Below are 15738 nucleotides of genomic sequence, written 5' to 3'. Positions count from 1 at the left end.
GAACGCCGACCTCAAGCAGGCGGTCCCGCGCAAGGCGCCGGCGCGCAGCAAGCAGCAGCTGAAACGTGCGGCGATCAGCCATATGCGTAGCCTTGCCAAGCGGCCGCAGCGGATCCGCTCCATCTTTCAGCACCCGCAATTCCGCTACGCCGCGTAGTCAAGACAGTGGGGGCCGCCTCAATAGCCTGCCCCATGGACGCCTCCCCTGGTGATAGCTTGACACCTTCACCTTGGCACATTGATGCCGTCGGGGGGCGTCCACACCATCAGACCTTCGGACGCCGGGTATTAGCATCCATGCAGCGTTTGTGCGCTATTTGCCCCTGTACGGGCTTCGTAGGACCTTCATGGCAGGGGCGGCCGTGCAGCCTACGGCGCTGATGCCGGTGCAGCAGCGAGGTTGGAGAAAAGGTGGGCACAGATTCACCTTTCTGATTGGCCTTTTGGAGAGCGGCTGTAGAGCGATTGGCACGGGAACAGAACAGGAGCCCCGGATGTCTGTGCTGAAGACGCTCAAGCTTGGCAAGGCTGCACCCATCGTTGCCCCAGCCGACGCCAAGGGACGTGCCCGAGCCAAGGTGGTCGCCCACCTGGAGCAGCAGAAGCAGCTGCTCGCCGCGCACCTGGAGGGCCGCGCGCTGGACACGACGCGCCCCGTCAACCGGACCAACGATGCCGGCGAACGGGTGCGCGTGATGCAGCCCGTTCATGTGCGGCGCGACTGGTTCCTGGATGGCACCGGCACGGTGCATTTCATGGTGCGCTACGGCGCCAAGCCACTGCCACTGGACAAGGCCGGCAACAGCAGCGTGGAGGTTGGCACGCTCGACGCTCTGCCCGGCGCAATCGACGCGCTGCTCGCCGCAGTGAGGGCCGGAGAGCTCGACCAGCAGCTCGCCGCGGCGGCGCAGGAGCGCAGCAAGGCGTTCAAGCGCCGGACCGGCGCGACGCAGGCGGCCTGACAATCAGGTCCATCTGGCGCACCTGGGCCGGCCAACAATGGCCGACCTCCTCAATCATCGGCAGGAAGACACTGATATGGACGAGTTCGAGGCGGTCGTGCGCCTGCCAAACGGGTCGACGCAGCGGGTGACGATCCAGGCTGACTATAGCGGCAGGGCGCGGGCGATGCTGGAGGCGCAGTATTGCCGTGGCCGCGTGCTCAGGCTCCATCGACTGCGGACATCGTGAGGCCAACTGAATGAACATCCTGACCGCCGCAGCCATTGAGCAGCGTAGAGCAGCACTCCGCGAGGTTGAGCGATAGAAAGTTGCCGAGGTGTCGTCGCGAGTGTGCCGCTTACCGAATGGCCCAAGCAGGCACGAGAATCCTCAGACCCAGCCAAACATAAATGTCGGTCACACGAGAAGCTGCCACGATCTGGCCTGATTACTCAGCTCCTGTCGTGGCTTTCGTCCCCGCCTGCAAGGATTTTTTTAATCTCAGCGGCCACGCTGGATGGGAGAATCAATGGGCGAAGAAAGGTTACCTCGACAAGCCCATCTGAGCGCCTGGTAAGGACAGGCGGATCCCGCTGTTCGAGAACGATGTGTTTGCTGGCCGACGAGGTGGAGACGACACCCTTGATGGCGCGGTCGAGATCGACGCCAACCTTGTTTGCGATGGCCAAAAGGGCGTAACGCGGCGGCAGCTCGCCCGTACCGGTCAGGCAGGCATGGACGACGCCAGCTGGAAGCTCGGTGCTGTCGACGACCTGGGCTTCGCTTAAGCCTCGGCGAGTCATCTCACGAGAAAAGGTCTCTGCCAGGGCCTTCTGCCGGATTGCGCGCTCCGCAGCCTCAGTCGAGCCTGATTTTATCCCCGCGAAGAGTGGGTGCTCGTGAAGCTTCACCGAAGGGGCCTGACCAGTCGTGCGCGTCTCGGACCTGGCGGATTTGGTGGTTGAGGTCACCTTCCGTTGCCGAGAAGGGGATTTCTTCGCTGGACTGGCCGCGCGCCTTCTGGACGCGGTGGCTTTGGTGGCTGAGGTCGCCTTCCGTTGCCGAGGGGGGGGGTTCTTTGCCATGCTCATAATCCTTGCGCAGGGCCGCTCAAGAGCGTCAGCAAAAATAGTCTGTTCTATTCTGCTTTCTCAAGTCCAGTCTTTTTGGAGTAGTCCTCAGGCTAAGTTTAGCAATCCAGGCGGCGTGGCAGAGGGTTATCGGTACTGCGAAGGAAGCAGCGCAAGCGCTCTGCCGCTTGTTCCTTCGCCTCGCCCTTCAGAAGGCGGCCTTCGATGACTTGTTTGACGACGTCCCGGCAGCGTTCGTGACGGCCTATTCCTTGCGAATCTCAAGTCGTCCTCGCATTCGACAATGCGCGAGCTCAGCGCGCCGATCACAAGGCGGGAAACGCCGGATGCCTTCGGCCTAGTTCCCGTCGGTTCCGGGTTTTCTTTTGGAAGTCATCGGAGATAGAAGCTGCGCGACGTCTAGGCCAGGATTGTTTGGCCACGCAGATTGCCAGCTCGGACTGCTTGTGCATGTTGAGCTTGGCGTAGATGCGGCCCGTGTGAACTCTGACCGTGTTGAAGCTGATGTCGAGACGTCTTGCGATCTCCTTGACTTTCCAGCCTTTGGACACGAGGACGGCGATGTCGAGTTCGCGCGGTGTTAGCAGCACCATAAGATCAGGCACCGCCTCTGCTTTTCCTCCCAGCACGAGGTAGGTTCGCTCACCGAGGATCAGGGTTCCGACAACCGCGCGTCCGTTGAACGAGGCGTTTTCGCAAACAATATCGCATCTCTGCCCGTCGACGGAGAAGCAAGCCAAGGATTCGTTCTGCCGAGGCTGGGCGTTGCTCGTCAAAGGTTGGTCCGGCTCGGGCCCTGAGCCCTTATTGGAAGGCCTACGGGAGCGTGCCTGATCCATGGCCGCGGTCTGGCCGCGAGACCGAGATGGGGCATTGCTGCCTACGCGCACTGCGATGGGCTTACCCGAATGCTTGCGGTCGGTCTCTGGCATGACCAAAGGCCTCCGTGGAGTGCCGTGTGGGCGGTTGAGCGGGCTGAACGCCTGGGCATGATCCCGGAAATAGAGGGCAGTCAGTATCGAATGGGAGAATGATGGCGTAGCCGTCGACGCATTCTCAAGCATACAGAATGAAAAACTTATCACGGTAACGCCATCAACGCGCCCGGGCCAGACCTGGGAACTGCTGGATTTGTCAGCGCGGAAAGCATGCCGGGCGTGGCGCGGACGCCGCTGTTGACACTGCCTGGCGGCGCAAGGATGGTCCCCCGCTTGCAGCCGTGGGAGCGGCCTTCAGCGTCGACGATCCCCGCCGTATGCACGCCGATGACGGCGATGTCGGGCCCCAGCCGTGCGAGGATAGGACTGCCGCTGTGGCCAGGGCATGTATCCACGGAGTGGTAAAGCCTCAGCGGACCGAAGCGCACGAGGCGTTCGGCATGGCGCCAGAGCGTGCCGAGCGGACGGTCGGAGGGGTAGCCTGCCACGGTGATGCGTCCGCGCTCGATGAAGCGCATGAGGGCGGCGTCAGTCAGTGGCCGCACTGGCACGAAGCGCCTTATGGCGGAGAAGGGGCGCGGCAAGTCGATTATGCCCCAGTCCCAAGCCTCGCGGTCTGGCCCCTCGATGAACCCCCTCGGAACCCAGAAGCGGCGCGATTCCACCGTCCCATAGGGCATGGTTTTGCGGTCGCTCCGCCCAGGCGCGACGATGATGCGAGCGGGCGGCCGCTTCTGGCGCAGGTTCCAGAGGCAGTGGGCCGCGGTCAGCACGCGGCGCGGGGAGATCAGGATGCCGCTGCAGCCGGAGCAGAAGCCGGTGCCAAAGTCGCGGCAGAGGTGGACTATCGTATTCCAGGGATAAAGTCTGGTTCGGATCTCCTGGACTCGGTCGTCGACCGGGCCAACGACGGAGAGGTCGGCTTCCTCGTCGCCGTAAACTGCGCTGGCAATGTTTGGGCCGGGCAGGGAAGCCTGATCCCAGGATGGCGGCGGGGCGCCGCCCAGCGGGTCGGCCAGGGGGTCATCCCAGGGGCCGATCCGGACGTCATCTGGCGGCCCTCCGAGCGGGTCCCAGGGCGCGTAGTCCCACCAGCCAGAACCCCAGGGGACGGGATACCAGCCGCCGCGCCAGCGGGGCCAGCGTTGCCAGGGCAGGGCGCGCCAGAGGTCGCCGTGCGGTAGGCCATAGGATGGGCCGGGGCCGCCCCCCGGACGAGCCCCGGACCAAGCCGGCCGCGGTGGCGTGCGGAAGCCGGCGCTTCCGCCGCGGCGCAGGAGCTGCCTCACAGCCTGTCCTCCTCGAATGTCCAGGCACCGCCCACATAGGTCGTTGGCCGTTCGGTGACCTGCAGTGCAGCCTCGAAGGCGTGCAAGAGCTTGGCGTCGAGCGGAATGCCCCGATCGGGAGTGACGGTGCCGACCTGCACCGTGATGTTCTTCAGGTTCCTGGCAGTCGAGAGCTCCTTCTTGATCTCGGCTCGAAGGTTGGCGACCTCGCTTTTTCCGACTTGCGGCGGCGTCTTGGGAGGCGTCCGGTTCAGCGACCGGACGAGATCGCCGATGTGTTCCAGCACGCGTTCCCTGACCGAAGCTGAAGGGGCCATGCCAATATAGAGCGCCTCGGGGCGACCACCCTGTCTGGCGATGCGATAAAGAAGGTACGCGCGTCTTCTGTTGAAATCGGCTCCCGAGGCGGACCCCAGCACGTCCATGAGCGGGTGTGGAAGCATCCATCCATTGAAGTTGCCCGGCAGGGTAAGACGCCGGGGGCCTCCGGCCTTGGTTGCCAGATCCGCCTCGAAACGCCCTTGCTGCGCATGGGCGAGCGCTGCGCTGATACTTTCATGAGCGAGGCGGTCGATTGACCCAAGCCGGGATGTGCATTGGCCGCACCCGCAGCCGCCTCCATGGTATCTCCGGGAGGGGTCGGGCCAGTGTTCTTGAAGTTCGCTCATGGTACCTCCCACCAGATCGCGCTGGCATCGTCCCAGAACTGGCGCACCTCCGACGCTGAGGCGGCGCCCCAGTCCAGGCTGTCGTCGAGCGCCGCCTTGACCACCCGAGGGGCGACCAGCAGCATGGCTGTGAGCCGAAGTTGGCCGGTTCCGATCGGCACTGCGAGGCCGCTCCGGATCAGCGCCGGCGCGAGCTGCCAGCGTAGTGCGTCGCGGACCGCACCTTCTTCGAGGCGCTTGCAACACACGCCTGCACAGTCGAGCCACTCGACGAGCTCGGGGCGGGTCTCTTCTTGATCCAACGCCGATAGGATGACCGTCTGCGGCCCCCGGAGCGCTGCGGCCAGGGCGAGGGCGTCCCGGGCGCAGTCCGCGAGAATATCCGGCGCCGTGCTGGCTGTGCAGAGGTTGATGGCGTCGGCCTCGGCCAGGACACCCCCGAGATCGGTGCAGTCGGGAGGCATCAGTCGAGCGTCGAGCGCGGCGGCCAGCGCATCGCGGCGCTCGATCAAGCCCTGGTCATCGTCCTTCGGGATCACGGACTCGGTCCAGCTGTCCCCTGTCCAGAAGACATTCGGCCGTCCTTCGAGCCGCAGGCCTGAGCGGGCCGTGGCCCATTCCTCGATTGAGTTCTGGAAGGCCGAGGCACCGGCCGCGCCTGGGGTGCCACCAAGGCGCTGGGTGACCCGTTCCTGTCGGGCATAAGTCTTGTCTTCGACGAGTGTCCAATGCCCCTGTGGCAGCCAGACAGGCATGGAATCAGCGAGGTTGAGGGTCCAGAACAGGCCACTGGGGCGAAGAGAGAAACTTACATCGACGACGCACCTCATGGGCACGAGAGCCCAACTCCCGAATGCCGCCGCGTCCCGCGCATTCAACGCCATGTGCATGGAAACCTCCCGCTCCCAGCGGTCAGACCGGCACCATGCGAGCTTCCCGGCGCGGCACGCCCACGGCCCAGCGCAGCGATTCGGTGACACCCGGGAAACGCCGTCCTTCCTCGGTCATCCTGTAGGCGGCGAGCCAAGCCTCGGCTTCGGCCGCGGCTGTCTGCGCCGAGGCCTGGAAATCGGCCGGCGTCTGGGTGGTGTCGAAGGCTCGGCCGGAAACCCAGAGCAGCACCGCGCGCCCCGCCTCGGCCATCTTGGCGCGCTGGGAGAGTTCGCGCGCGCCGCCCATCCTCTGGTTCAGAACCGCCTCGACGACGTCCCATTTGGTGTTGGCGTCGAAGGACTTCTTGATGTCGGGCTGATCCAGGATGTCGAGCAGCTGCTTCAGGTAGACGCTTGTCTCCATGGAGAGCGCGAGAATGTTGCCATAGCTCGCCCGGTCTAGCGCGTAGCGGAGGTCGGTGCCGATGCGTTGCACCACGGCCAGGGTGCCGAAGGGGCGTTGGTCGAGCCCTTGGCTGCCTTTGATCACTTCGGAGATCGTAAGGTCGCGGAAGTACTGCGCCAGCGCGGTCATGAAGGCGACGAGCTGGAAGTGGAAGTTGACGTTGACGATCCCGCCCGGCGGGCGTGGGGCGCGACCGTAGTTGAAGACGCGCATATAGGCGGCGAGGCGTTCGCGCGGGCCGTAGCGGAGGGGTTGCGTCTTGTCGAGCAGGTAGAGTCCGCGCGCGCCGGGACCGCGGTGGATCTTCATCCGGCCTTCGTGGAAGAGGCGGCGGATCAGGTCGATCACGCGGAAGACGCCCATCCGCTCGTGCTGGTAGATGAAGTAGAGTTCGGCGGCTGCCGAAATCTGCGCCGGGACGAAGGAGTCGTCGAAGTCCGCCTCGATCTCCGGCCAGGCGATGTTCTTGAAATCGGGCGGACCGCCCGGTCCCAGGCCGAGGAGGTCGGAGAAGGAGGTATTGGCATTGCCCGAAGCTTGCTTCTTCAGGGTTTGCAGGCGGTCCTCGAGTTCGCGCGAGACGCGCTCGCGCATCTGCGGCGGCAAGTCCTTCAGGACCTGGTCGGAGAAATCCGGCCAGATACTCTCCAGGGCAATTCGATCTCCGAAGGCCATCCTTCGCCCCCTTCGCTTCTGCGGAGCCGGCGCCGGGCGCCGCCGCGATTGATGACACCCTTCTCACCGCCAGTCGCCTGGCGTCTTGGCCGCGCCTGGCAGGCGTGCTGTTCGATATCGGCCTCGTGCTACGGGAACCCACTTTGTTGAATCTGGTGGACCGACTGCGTGATCTGCCCAAGCGACACGGCGTACTGCAGGGGAAGCTTCGGATCCGGCTCCGGGCAGCTGACGATGCGGCCTGCGCCGATTGCGCGTTGAAGCTCTCCTACCGGAATCGAAACCATCACTTCGAGGGCGCCGAAGACGCTGTCGATGGGGACGCAACCGGCGGACATAGTCTGGACAATCGCCTTCAACCGGACGTCCGTCAGACGTTGCAAACAGAGCTCATCGATCATGGCGCTCACCATGGCGGGTGGCGGAATTGGTGGACCATTCTGGAATTTTCCCTCGAGGAGGTCGCCTTTGATGTCTTCGAGCAATTTTCTCAGTTTGTTTGGGGCTGGAGGGATGCCGAGACTGTTGGGAAAAGGAGCGTTGGGGACTGGATTCAGGTCCAGGAATCTTTCGATCAGGCGCCCATAAGCGGCGGCCCGCCATTCGGCTTCGCCCATACCGGTGGCATCCATGCCCTGGATGTAGAGATCAACGGCGCGGTCAACGTCGTAGAGGATCTTGTCGAGCATGATTTGATTAATGACGCTGCCTTCGTCGCACTGGCACTCAAGGAAGCAATCGGTGTAGCCGGCGAGCGTGGCGCGTTGGCCGACCAGAGCCATCAGAGTGGTGGTGGCTGTATCGATGGCGCCAGCACCTTGCATGCCACGTTGGGCGATCAGCGGGCGACCGACATAAGGGAGGCGGTAGCCGGCCTTGCTGGACTTGAAGGTGTCGAGGAAAATCTGCAGGGCCTTGAGGAAGTGGGACAGGGCCGGTGCCTGGGGCACGCCCGGGTTAGAGCCCATCGACAGCAGGCGATAGAGCTTCTGGGTCGTGATATCGGCGACGGCGCTGAGTTGCCGCAGGCCCGGACCATCGTTGCGGGTGGCTAGCTCCACAAGGGGGTCCAGGTGGCTGGCCATCGTTCCCTCATCGAGAAGGGCCCTGAGATCGAGATGGCCGCTGTTCTCGATTCTCTGCATGAAGGCGCGCATCCCATCCATGCTCCAGGGAAAGCTGTCGCTGGAGATGGTGCTGCTCAGGGAGAAGATGGCGCGGAGCCCATTCAGGACATTGTCGCGGCGGATCTGCAGCTCGCTCGCGGCGACGGAGGGAAGGAAGCGGACGCCGCCGAGGTTCTGGGCGGCAAGCGTCTCGCCGGCGAGGACCAGGAGGAGTGCGCCGGCGTCGTCGAGGTTCAGGGCGAGGCGCCGGTAGTTGGATCGGATAGCGGGATTGAGGGCGCCGATCATGCGGAAAAGACGCCCGTACTCGCCGAGTTGGCGGCGGGCGCCGAACAGCCGGTCGCGGTTGCGCGGGTCGAGCGCGAGCGCGGCGGCACTGTGCCCGTCGGCGAGGGTCCGCATCACCGATTGCCGAATCCCGGCGAACTCGTCCGTGAAGTCGCCGAGCCGGTGGTCGGTTGAGAGGGCGCGCAGGTCATGCGCAATGCCGATCTCCACGCGATCCAGCTCGATATCGGTGGCCATGGACGCTGCCGGCCGGATGGCGGGCGTCGTGGAGATGGCCATGCTAGGGGCGTAGCCTTCGGACTCGGCGTCGAGCAGCCGCGCCTCCTCCGGAAAGAGGCGGCGGAGACCATTGACGATCTCGACGGGGTCATAGGGATTGCCGACCCGCAACTGCTGCCGGATGATGTTGTCCGCGATCTGCGCCGCTTCGCTGGTCCCCTGATACGCGATGGGGGAAGCGCCTGATGACCCGGCGTCCGAAGCTGCGCGACGCCCGTTCGCAGCGGAGCGAGAGGCTTGGCGGGTGCCGGTGATGGTGGGGACGTCGCTCATGCGATTCCTCATGCGGCCGTGGACTGAGAGGAGAAGGCGGCGGACTGCGCTGCCATGGCGGCGCCGTTCTGCAATGCGGTGTGGGTGAGGACTGGCGGCCGGTTGGGCGGGGCGAGGCGCTCCAGCATGATTCGACCGAGGTCGTGCGGCGCGGCGCCGGCTTCGAGGGCGTAGCGGCAGGCGCTGACCAGGAAGCGGGGCGGCAAGTCCGTTGGGACGCGGCCGCGGGCGAGGAGGAGTCCCCCTTTGCGGATGGCAGCTTGGTCACGTCGGGCGAAGGGCATCACGCTGGTCAGGCAACGTTCAGCGAGGGCACGCTTGGGCTGGAAAGCCATCTCGTCGACCACTGCGGGGATCGCCTGGCGGGCGGTCGCCAGCAGGGCGTTCGGAATGCGGTGTCCTCGCCGCGGGTTGTAGAGCCGGGTCCACACCTCGGTGAGCTCGGCGGCGTCCTGGGCAAACCCCATCCGGCGCAGCATTTCGGCCATGATGGGAACCCGGAGGTAGCCGGTGGGGTGGGCACCGCCGGGGCGGTAGGTCATGACTTTGTCGGCGGGGTGCGAGAGGAACTCCGCCATGCCCCATGCGGCGGCGGGGCCACCGAGCAGAAGGGCGGCCAGGTCAGCAAAGATTTCCTTCTGCCAGCGGCCGTAGACGGTGGTGGCGCGCGGAGGCATGGCCATCTCGGCCAGGCGAAGCATCACCGCATTGCGCATTTCGACCCAAAGCCCGAGATCGGCCTGGAGGTTGTGGGCGACCTCGTGCAGGAACACCGCTTGCCAAGGGCGGTCGCGGTCGAATGGGATGCGGATGAGCGGAAAGGGGTTGGTCTCGCCGAGCAGGCGCGCGAGCGTGACGCCGCGGCGCATGGTGGCCGGCGAGTAGCCGTGTTCCAGATAGGTGAGCGGCGGCAGGAGCGTCCCGGGGAAGACCCGTGGCGCCGCGGCAGTCACGGCGGCGTAGCAGTCGCGGGCGATTGCGTCATGGGCCGCGAGTGGCCGCGCGAAGGCGGTGCCGCGCTGGGCGAAGACCTCGAAGAACAGGCCGAACGACCGGCGGGAGCGGTCGACCTCGCGCTCGACCATCGCCATGGCGAGGAGCCGGTCCTCGGAGGCGGCGTTGCGAGGCAGTTCGGCCACCGAGCGTAGGCGCTCCCTGACCGCCTTGTCGATCGACCAGAGCCGCTGGTTGGCAGCGGCGAAGTGCGCCGAAGACGGGGCGTAGGGCAGGTCCTCGGGCCGCAGGCCAACGGAGCGCGGGGTCAGGCTGACGAGGCGGCGGGCGCGGCTGGCGAGGCTGCGTCGCTTGGCCTTGAGGAAGCGGGCGAGGGAGTCGCCGCCTCCCCTCATTGTCGCGTCTCCGTCCATGGCTGTTCCCCGTCGCCGACGATGCTGGGCGTGCTAGGAATCCGATCGGATGAAGATCGTCGCTGGACCGGAGATGCGGATGCGGCGTCCACGGAACGGGTCGCGGCGCGGGGCGCCATAGCCCATTCCCCCGTAACCCATCCCACTGTTACCCATGGTGCTGTACGCCATGCCGCCACCCATGTTGCCGAGCGAGGCAAGGATACGCTGGGCGCGACGGGACGGCCTGGAAAGGTTCCGGAGCGCGGGTGGGTTCTGCGCGAGTCGGGCCATCGTGCGGACGAGCACCCGCGGCCGCGCCTGGAGGGGTGTGCCGTTATTCGCTGCAGTGCGGTTCACGGCGGCGGCGATCCTTGGCACGGCCAGCAAGGCTCTTGTTCCGCCAGCTTTGGCCAGATCGGTGGTTGCGCGTGTCACCGCCCGCGCCACCTGCTGGCGCTGAGAGGGGGGCATCCGGGGCGCCGCGTTCTTAAGCACGCTGCGCGCGGCCAAGCCTGCCACGACCGGCAGCGCGCGAGGATCCCGCGCCGCCACTTCGGCAACGGCTTCGAGCGCATCCTCGACCGGCCCGCCTTCGGCTCGCACCTTGCCGACGAGGTCGGCGACGGTTGCCAAGCCTTGCGCAGCAGGATGGGGAATGAAGCGGGCGACCTTGCCGACGACGCTCGCAATCGGAGCGATCTTCTTCATGAAGCCCCTGATCTTGCCGAAAAACTCATCTTCGCTTTCGGCGCTCAGGACCGAGGCCATTTCCTGGCTGATGGTTTCCTGGGCTGCCTCGACTCCCATGCTGTCTTCGGCGCCGAAATCCCCGTAGTCGCCGTAATCGCCGGCGTCCGGTTCGTAGGAGTCGCCGAAGTCTCCGAAGTCGCCCTGGTCGGACGCGGCGTAGTCCCCGGAGTCGCCATAGTCCCCTAAATCGCCGTAATCCCCGAGGTCTTCAGTGCCAGCTCCGCCGGCTTCCAGCTGGTCCGAGGGCCCCTCTGCGGTGGCGTAGGCCAAGTCTTCGAGGGCGTCGTTCTCTGGGGTTGCCATGCTCGCTACTCCCGTCACTGTTCACCGCCTTCCCGCAAGAGGTCGGGCGATGACGGCTTGGCATAGGACGGTATCGAGGGTTCAGGCTCGTCGACAGTAAGGCAAATGCATTACGCGACATACGCTCAATGCATTAATGCAAATGCATTACTCGGCTGCACCAAGCAGCTGTGAATACTCGCTTTTTCCGCTGGCAAAATCAGGAGCCGGCGTGTCGCTCCGGCAGACCAGTTACACATCACGAAAAAGCCAGATGCTTCTGGCCTAGGAGCGTCGGTAGGCGCGTAGCCGGAGGTCGAGCCGGTCTGGTGCGTTGGAGGCAATCGGAGCATCGGCGAGCGGTGCGAAGCGCGCGTCCAGGACATCAATGATGCGGCGCGCCTCCTTCAATGGAGTGGAGTCAGGGGCAACCTGGCTGCCGTGAAGGCGCTCGACATCGCGCAGGAAGTCCAGTTCCGGAGAGCCGATGAGCAGGACCGCTCCAGGACCGAGTGTCTCGATGGCTTCGCTCGCCCACGCCGCAGAGGTGAAAGTGGGCCACAGCATCAGCACGGTTCGTCCGTGAGCGAATGGCGCAGCCAAGGCGCGTCGAGCATCCCAGCCTCGCAGGACAGCGCCACACTGGCCGATCCACGGAGTGGTGCCTTTGTCGGTTGCAATTCCGTCGATGCCGGCTCTTTCCATGGTGCGGGCCCAGAAGCCGGGACCGGCAGCCACTTCGAGTATGGGAGCGTGGAGCCGCAGCAACTCCAGGGCCTCGGCCGTCGGGAGGGCATCGCCGAGCGCTGAGAGGCACCCAGGCACCTCAACCGGCATTCGACGCAAGATAGCCGCCGGCAGCGGAGTGCCGCGATTAACGGCCGTGAGGAACCGCGTCCTGAGTTCGGCCGCGGCCCGTAGCAGGCTGACGCCCGGCAGTGCGCGCAACCGTGTCGTGAGCCGACGTGCAAGGAGCACGCACTCGATTTTCTCCCGGTTGTCTCGAACTGAGGGCGTTTGCTCAAGCAGATCGAGGGATGCAAGGTGGCCAATGAGGTCGAGTAGCGAATGCCGGTCGAAGAGGGCCGTGTCGGGCTGCGCCACGAAGCAACGTTCACCATCCCAGTAGAAGCTGGAGAAGCTGGCGAAGTGCGCTCCGGTGTTCGCCACTTTGAAGCCATTCAACAAGAATGGCTGGCTGATAGCCAGTTCTGGAAGCCATGGCACGGGATGGTGCGAAATGGCGGGAACATCATCTTCGAACACGAGCCTATCTCGCTTCAGGCAGCAAGCGTAGCCAGGAGCCTCGGATCAACTGAACGCAAACAATGCTTGTTCAGGCGTTCTGAATTCAACCAACCTCCAGGCACAAGCAAGCCGGAGGGGAAGCGGCAACATGCCCGAATATATCATCACCGCGAGTGCGATGGCTCGCGGAAAACGCGGATTCAGTGATGACCCGGGCCCAGTTCAATTTCTCGAAGTGCTCGATGATGCGCCTTCTGCCGCGCCAGCTCACGCCATCAAGCGGGCAGACCGGGTGAGGAAAGTAAGTGACCTCGCCGGGAGGAGGAAAGACGCGACGGGCGTCGTACGGGCGACGTTCTGGTTTTCATCCAAGTACGAGATCAACGTCCTTCTCCTCGCCCATTCCACGGGCGCCTACGTTGTCCGGGAGGCTTTTGACGATGCCGACGACCGACGCCGGATTGCCGCCATAAACGGGACGGTCAGCCAGCTCGTGTTGATCGCCGGCGATGTTCCGCGCCGTCTCTCGCCACCGGCAATCCGGAGAGCGAGTCGACGTATTATCACTGCCTCCGCCTTACCAACTACGCCAATCCCTTCGACGAGGTTCTGCAGATTTCTAATGCCAAGCGTGCGGGGCGCCCCTCCCGTGTCGGTCGCGTCGGGCTGCCGATCAAGGCTCCAGCGAAAGCCGTCAACGTCGATTGCGGTGAGTATTACCTGCGCACGATCCAGTCGCGGCCGCAGGACGATATTATCAGTTACCCATCACATTCCTGGCACATTGGCGGCCCGGTGTTTACCGAGGACTTGGCACATACCCTCAATGGCAACCTGGACCGCAAGGCAATCCGCATAAGGGAAGTTCTGGTTTCGAATCGCTACAGGCTATTCGCCCTGCAATCGCTGGTTCGTACGACTCTGACTTTGACAGCCCCGACAGCGCCCAGCTGATCCGCCAAGGTCGGACTGAACCGCGGCCAGCCACGGTGGACGAGCGAGTGCGGGTCGAGCCGGGCACCCATCTGACGGCTGCGGCGCAGGAGCGGAGCAACGCGTTCATGCGTCGCGCTTGTGCGACGAAAGCGGTCCGATTGTCAGATCAACCTATCGCAACCGGGCTAGCCAGTAACATCAGGCCTGCTCCCCTACCGTCAAGCGACAGCGACATGAAGGAGTTCTTGGCTGTCGTGCGCTTCCCAACGGGCTGACGCAGCAGGCGACCGTCCAGGCCGACGACAGCGGCAAGGCCAGGGTGGTACTGGAGGCACAATTTAGGCGCGGATGCGTTTCGATGCTCGATTGACCACTAAAGTGGCGGAGGAAACCGCATGAATGGCCTGATTGCAGCGGCCATCGAGCAGCGCCGGCTCCTGAAGCTGACCTATTCCGCTGGAAACCGCATCGTCGAGCCGCATGTCTATGGGAAGGACGGTGACGGAAGGGAATTGCTGCGCTGCTATCAGATCGCCGGCGAGAGTACGTCGCGGGAGCGGGCGGGCTGGAAGCTTCTTCGGGTGGAGGACACCACGTCGGTGGAGGTGCTGGACGTCCGCTTTGAGCGGCGCACCGGCTATAATCCGAATGATCCCGCTATTCGCGAGGTATACGCCTGCGTCTAACCGCGTTGCCGCTTGCCGATGGAGGCGAGAAGCTCGAAAGATCTGGCGCCCAGCACAGTTCTAGCGCAGCGGCAGCACGATCCAACCCGATCAACATGTTACGTCCAAGATCCCTCGACTGAAAAACGGCGGCTCCACGGCCCTACGTCCTGACGCTGGTTCGTCGCCGCTGGATCGATTGACGCCAGCATGCCCCTTCCTGCCCCTACGCCGATCGTGCAGAGGCTGTGCCCTTCGGTGCACTCGCTGTAGCCTCCATCCGCGGTGGTGCCGGGGAGAGACATCGCATGACAAGTGTGCGCTGCACGCCAAGCCTGCTGCGTAGATCCTAGCGCACCAGCGGGAGATAGAGGCATCCGCCTGGTAATCCAGGTCGACCACCCTGGACGGAAGGTATTCGAGGAGCCCGAGCAGCGCACAATTGTGTGCGGCGGAGAGAAAGTCGGCCACTGGAGCGGCGGCGTGATGCTGCCGCGGGCGGAGTAAAACCCGGCCAGTGGCAGGCGGCCTACCTTGAGGGCTCAGGGTGGGGCGCCGGGAGATGTTCGTGGTGGAGACCTACGTGGCGGTCCGGCGGTTCGTGTTCCTCGATGGGCATAGCCGACGGGAGGCATCCCGGGTTTTCGGGCTGAGCCGGGACACGATAGCCAAGATGTGCCGGTACTCGGCGCCGCCCGGGTATGTGCGGACGCGGCAGCCGGACAAGCCCAAGCTGGGGGCGTTGCTGCCGGTGATCGCCGCCATCCTGGAGGCGGACCGGGCTGGCCCGCCCAAGCAGCAGCACACCGCCAAGCGGATTTTCGAGCGGCTGCGCGACGAGCATGGCTATGGCGGTGGCTACACGGTGGTGAAGGATCATGTGTGGCGCGAGCGGGGCCGTGGTCGGGAGGTGTTCGTGCCGTTGGCGCATCCGCCGGGCCATGCCCAGGTGGATTTCGGCGAGGCGGTGGCGGAGATCGGCGGGGTTCGCCAGAAGGTCCACTTCTTTTGCCTGGACCTGCCGCAGTCGGACGCCTGCTTCGTGAAGGCCTATCCGCGGGAGACGACCGAGGCCTTCCTCGACGGGCATGTCGCGGCCTTTGCGTTCTTTGGCGGCGTGCCGCGGTCGATCCTCTACGACAACTTCAAGCTGGCGGTGGCCAGGATCTGCGACGACGGCCGGCGCGAGCGGACGCGGGCGTTTACCGGCCTGGTCAGCCATTATCTGTTCCAGGACCGGTTTGGCCGCCCCGGCAAGGGCAACGACAAGGGCAAGGTCGAGGGGCTGGTGAAGTTCTCCCGCAGCAACTTCATGACCCCGGTGCCGATGGCTGCCAGCTACGAGGCGCTCAACGCCATGCTGGCGGAGCGTTGCCGCTTGCGGCAGTCCAACCGGGCCGGCCGGCATGCCGAGACGATCGGCACGCGGCTGGCGGCGGATCTGGCGGCACTGCAGCCCTTGCCTGCCGTGGCGCTGGAGCCCTGCGAGACCATCAGCGCCCGGGTATCCTCCACCGCCCTGGTCCGCTACCGCGGCAGCGACTACTCGGTGCCGACCGCGCATGGGTTCCAGGCGGTGCTGGTGAAGGGTTTCATAGAC

14 protein-coding genes are annotated in these 15738 nt (G+C 64.9%); 4 read left to right on the top strand and 10 right to left on the bottom strand.

From position 1 onward, the window contains the following. Nucleotides 1-494 precede the first annotated feature (494 nt). Both EP26_RS25945 and EP26_RS35435 read left to right on the top strand, forming a co-directional pair. Nucleotides 495-962 (top strand): hypothetical protein, encoded by a 468-nt coding sequence (locus tag EP26_RS25945; RefSeq protein ID WP_043343121.1) that lies wholly within the window; start codon nucleotides 495-497, stop codon nucleotides 960-962. A gap of 37 nt (nucleotides 963-999) precedes the next feature. After that, nucleotides 1000-1191, top strand: a complete 192-nt coding sequence (locus EP26_RS35435) for a hypothetical protein (protein WP_157033794.1) — start codon at nucleotides 1000-1002, stop codon at nucleotides 1189-1191. A gap of 203 nt (nucleotides 1192-1394) precedes the next feature. On the opposite strand, the gene EP26_RS25940 is transcribed toward EP26_RS35435, so the two are convergent. The 10 genes from EP26_RS25940 to EP26_RS25900 all read right to left on the bottom strand — a co-directional run bounded on the left by EP26_RS25940 (nucleotide 1395) and on the right by EP26_RS25900 (nucleotide 12555). Continuing rightward, on the bottom strand, nucleotides 1395-1913 hold the full coding sequence (locus tag EP26_RS25940) for a hypothetical protein (RefSeq protein WP_211259557.1): 519 nt from the start codon (nucleotides 1911-1913) through the stop codon (nucleotides 1395-1397). A gap of 425 nt (nucleotides 1914-2338) precedes the next feature. Continuing rightward, nucleotides 2339-2809 carry a response regulator transcription factor gene (locus EP26_RS38525; protein ID WP_342669132.1) on the bottom strand — a complete coding sequence of 157 codons (471 nt, stop codon included), beginning with the start codon at nucleotides 2807-2809 and terminating at the stop codon, nucleotides 2339-2341. Nucleotides 2810-3114: 305 nt separating this feature from the next. Next, nucleotides 3115-4260 carry a trypsin-like serine peptidase gene (locus tag EP26_RS25935; RefSeq protein ID WP_052389692.1) on the bottom strand — a complete coding sequence of 382 codons (1146 nt, stop codon included), beginning with the start codon at nucleotides 4258-4260 and terminating at the stop codon, nucleotides 3115-3117. Then, nucleotides 4257-4928 carry a hypothetical protein gene (locus EP26_RS35430; protein ID WP_157033792.1) on the bottom strand — a complete coding sequence of 224 codons (672 nt, stop codon included), beginning with the start codon at nucleotides 4926-4928 and terminating at the stop codon, nucleotides 4257-4259. The genes EP26_RS25935 and EP26_RS35430 overlap by 4 nt, the downstream gene beginning before the upstream one ends. Beyond that, the gene (locus EP26_RS25925) at nucleotides 4925-5818 is read right to left on the bottom strand and encodes a hypothetical protein (protein ID WP_157033791.1); all 894 of its coding nucleotides are present in this window, start codon (nucleotides 5816-5818) and stop codon (nucleotides 4925-4927) included. Before EP26_RS25925 ends, EP26_RS35430 begins: the two co-directional genes overlap by 4 nt. 22 nt (nucleotides 5819-5840) lie before the next feature. Beyond that, entirely contained in the window at nucleotides 5841-6941 is a 1101-nt protein-coding gene (locus tag EP26_RS25920; protein WP_043343111.1) for a hypothetical protein, read from the bottom strand. 128 nt (nucleotides 6942-7069) lie between these two features. Next, nucleotides 7070-8908: a hypothetical protein gene (locus tag EP26_RS25915; RefSeq protein WP_043343109.1), complete on the bottom strand. Its 1839-nt coding sequence runs from the start codon at nucleotides 8906-8908 to the stop codon at nucleotides 7070-7072. Nucleotides 8909-8916: 8 nt separating this feature from the next. After that, a complete protein-coding gene (locus tag EP26_RS25910) occupies nucleotides 8917-10257 on the bottom strand; it encodes a hypothetical protein (RefSeq protein ID WP_157033790.1) in 1341 nt (446 codons plus the stop codon). 51 nt (nucleotides 10258-10308) lie between these two features. Then, entirely contained in the window at nucleotides 10309-11310 is a 1002-nt protein-coding gene (locus EP26_RS25905; protein ID WP_043343107.1) for a hypothetical protein, read from the bottom strand. Between the two features lie 264 nt (nucleotides 11311-11574). Then, nucleotides 11575-12555, bottom strand: coding sequence for a hypothetical protein (locus tag EP26_RS25900; RefSeq protein WP_157033789.1), 981 nt, complete (start codon nucleotides 12553-12555; stop codon nucleotides 11575-11577). A gap of 1313 nt (nucleotides 12556-13868) precedes the next feature. On the opposite strand from EP26_RS25900, the gene EP26_RS25895 reads away from it, so the two are divergent. Beyond that, nucleotides 13869-14159 (top strand): hypothetical protein, encoded by a 291-nt coding sequence (locus EP26_RS25895; RefSeq protein WP_043343104.1) that lies wholly within the window; start codon nucleotides 13869-13871, stop codon nucleotides 14157-14159. 541 nt (nucleotides 14160-14700) lie between these two features. Further along, on the top strand, nucleotides 14701-15738 hold a 1038-nt coding region (istA, locus tag EP26_RS25885; protein ID WP_043343123.1), incomplete at its 3' end, for an IS21 family transposase.

It is taken from the genome of Belnapia moabensis DSM 16746 (assembly GCF_000745835.1).
Taxonomy (GTDB): domain Bacteria; phylum Pseudomonadota; class Alphaproteobacteria; order Acetobacterales; family Acetobacteraceae; genus Belnapia; species Belnapia moabensis.
The sequence above is the reverse complement of the archived record's forward strand: the minus strand, read 5'-3'. Positions and strand labels throughout refer to the sequence as shown.

Excerpts from the sequence above, each read along its gene's own strand:
- EP26_RS35430 (WP_157033792.1), bottom strand. The coding sequence starts at position 4,928 with ATGAGCGAACTTCAAGAACACTGGCCCGACCCCTCCCGGAGATACCAT.
- EP26_RS25945 (WP_043343121.1), top strand. The coding sequence starts at position 495 with ATGTCTGTGCTGAAGACGCTCAAGCTTGGCAAGGCTGCACCCATCGTT.
- EP26_RS25925 (WP_157033791.1), bottom strand. The coding sequence starts at position 5,818 with ATGCACATGGCGTTGAATGCGCGGGACGCGGCGGCATTCGGGAGTTGG.
- EP26_RS25915 (WP_043343109.1), bottom strand. The coding sequence starts at position 8,908 with ATGAGCGACGTCCCCACCATCACCGGCACCCGCCAAGCCTCTCGCTCC.
- EP26_RS35435 (WP_157033794.1), top strand. The coding sequence starts at position 1,000 with ATGGCCGACCTCCTCAATCATCGGCAGGAAGACACTGATATGGACGAG.
- EP26_RS25905 (WP_043343107.1), bottom strand. The coding sequence starts at position 11,310 with ATGGCAACCCCAGAGAACGACGCCCTCGAAGACTTGGCCTACGCCACC.
- EP26_RS25895 (WP_043343104.1), top strand. The coding sequence starts at position 13,869 with ATGAATGGCCTGATTGCAGCGGCCATCGAGCAGCGCCGGCTCCTGAAG.
- EP26_RS25910 (WP_157033790.1), bottom strand. The coding sequence starts at position 10,257 with ATGAGGGGAGGCGGCGACTCCCTCGCCCGCTTCCTCAAGGCCAAGCGA.
- EP26_RS25920 (WP_043343111.1), bottom strand. The coding sequence starts at position 6,941 with ATGGCCTTCGGAGATCGAATTGCCCTGGAGAGTATCTGGCCGGATTTC.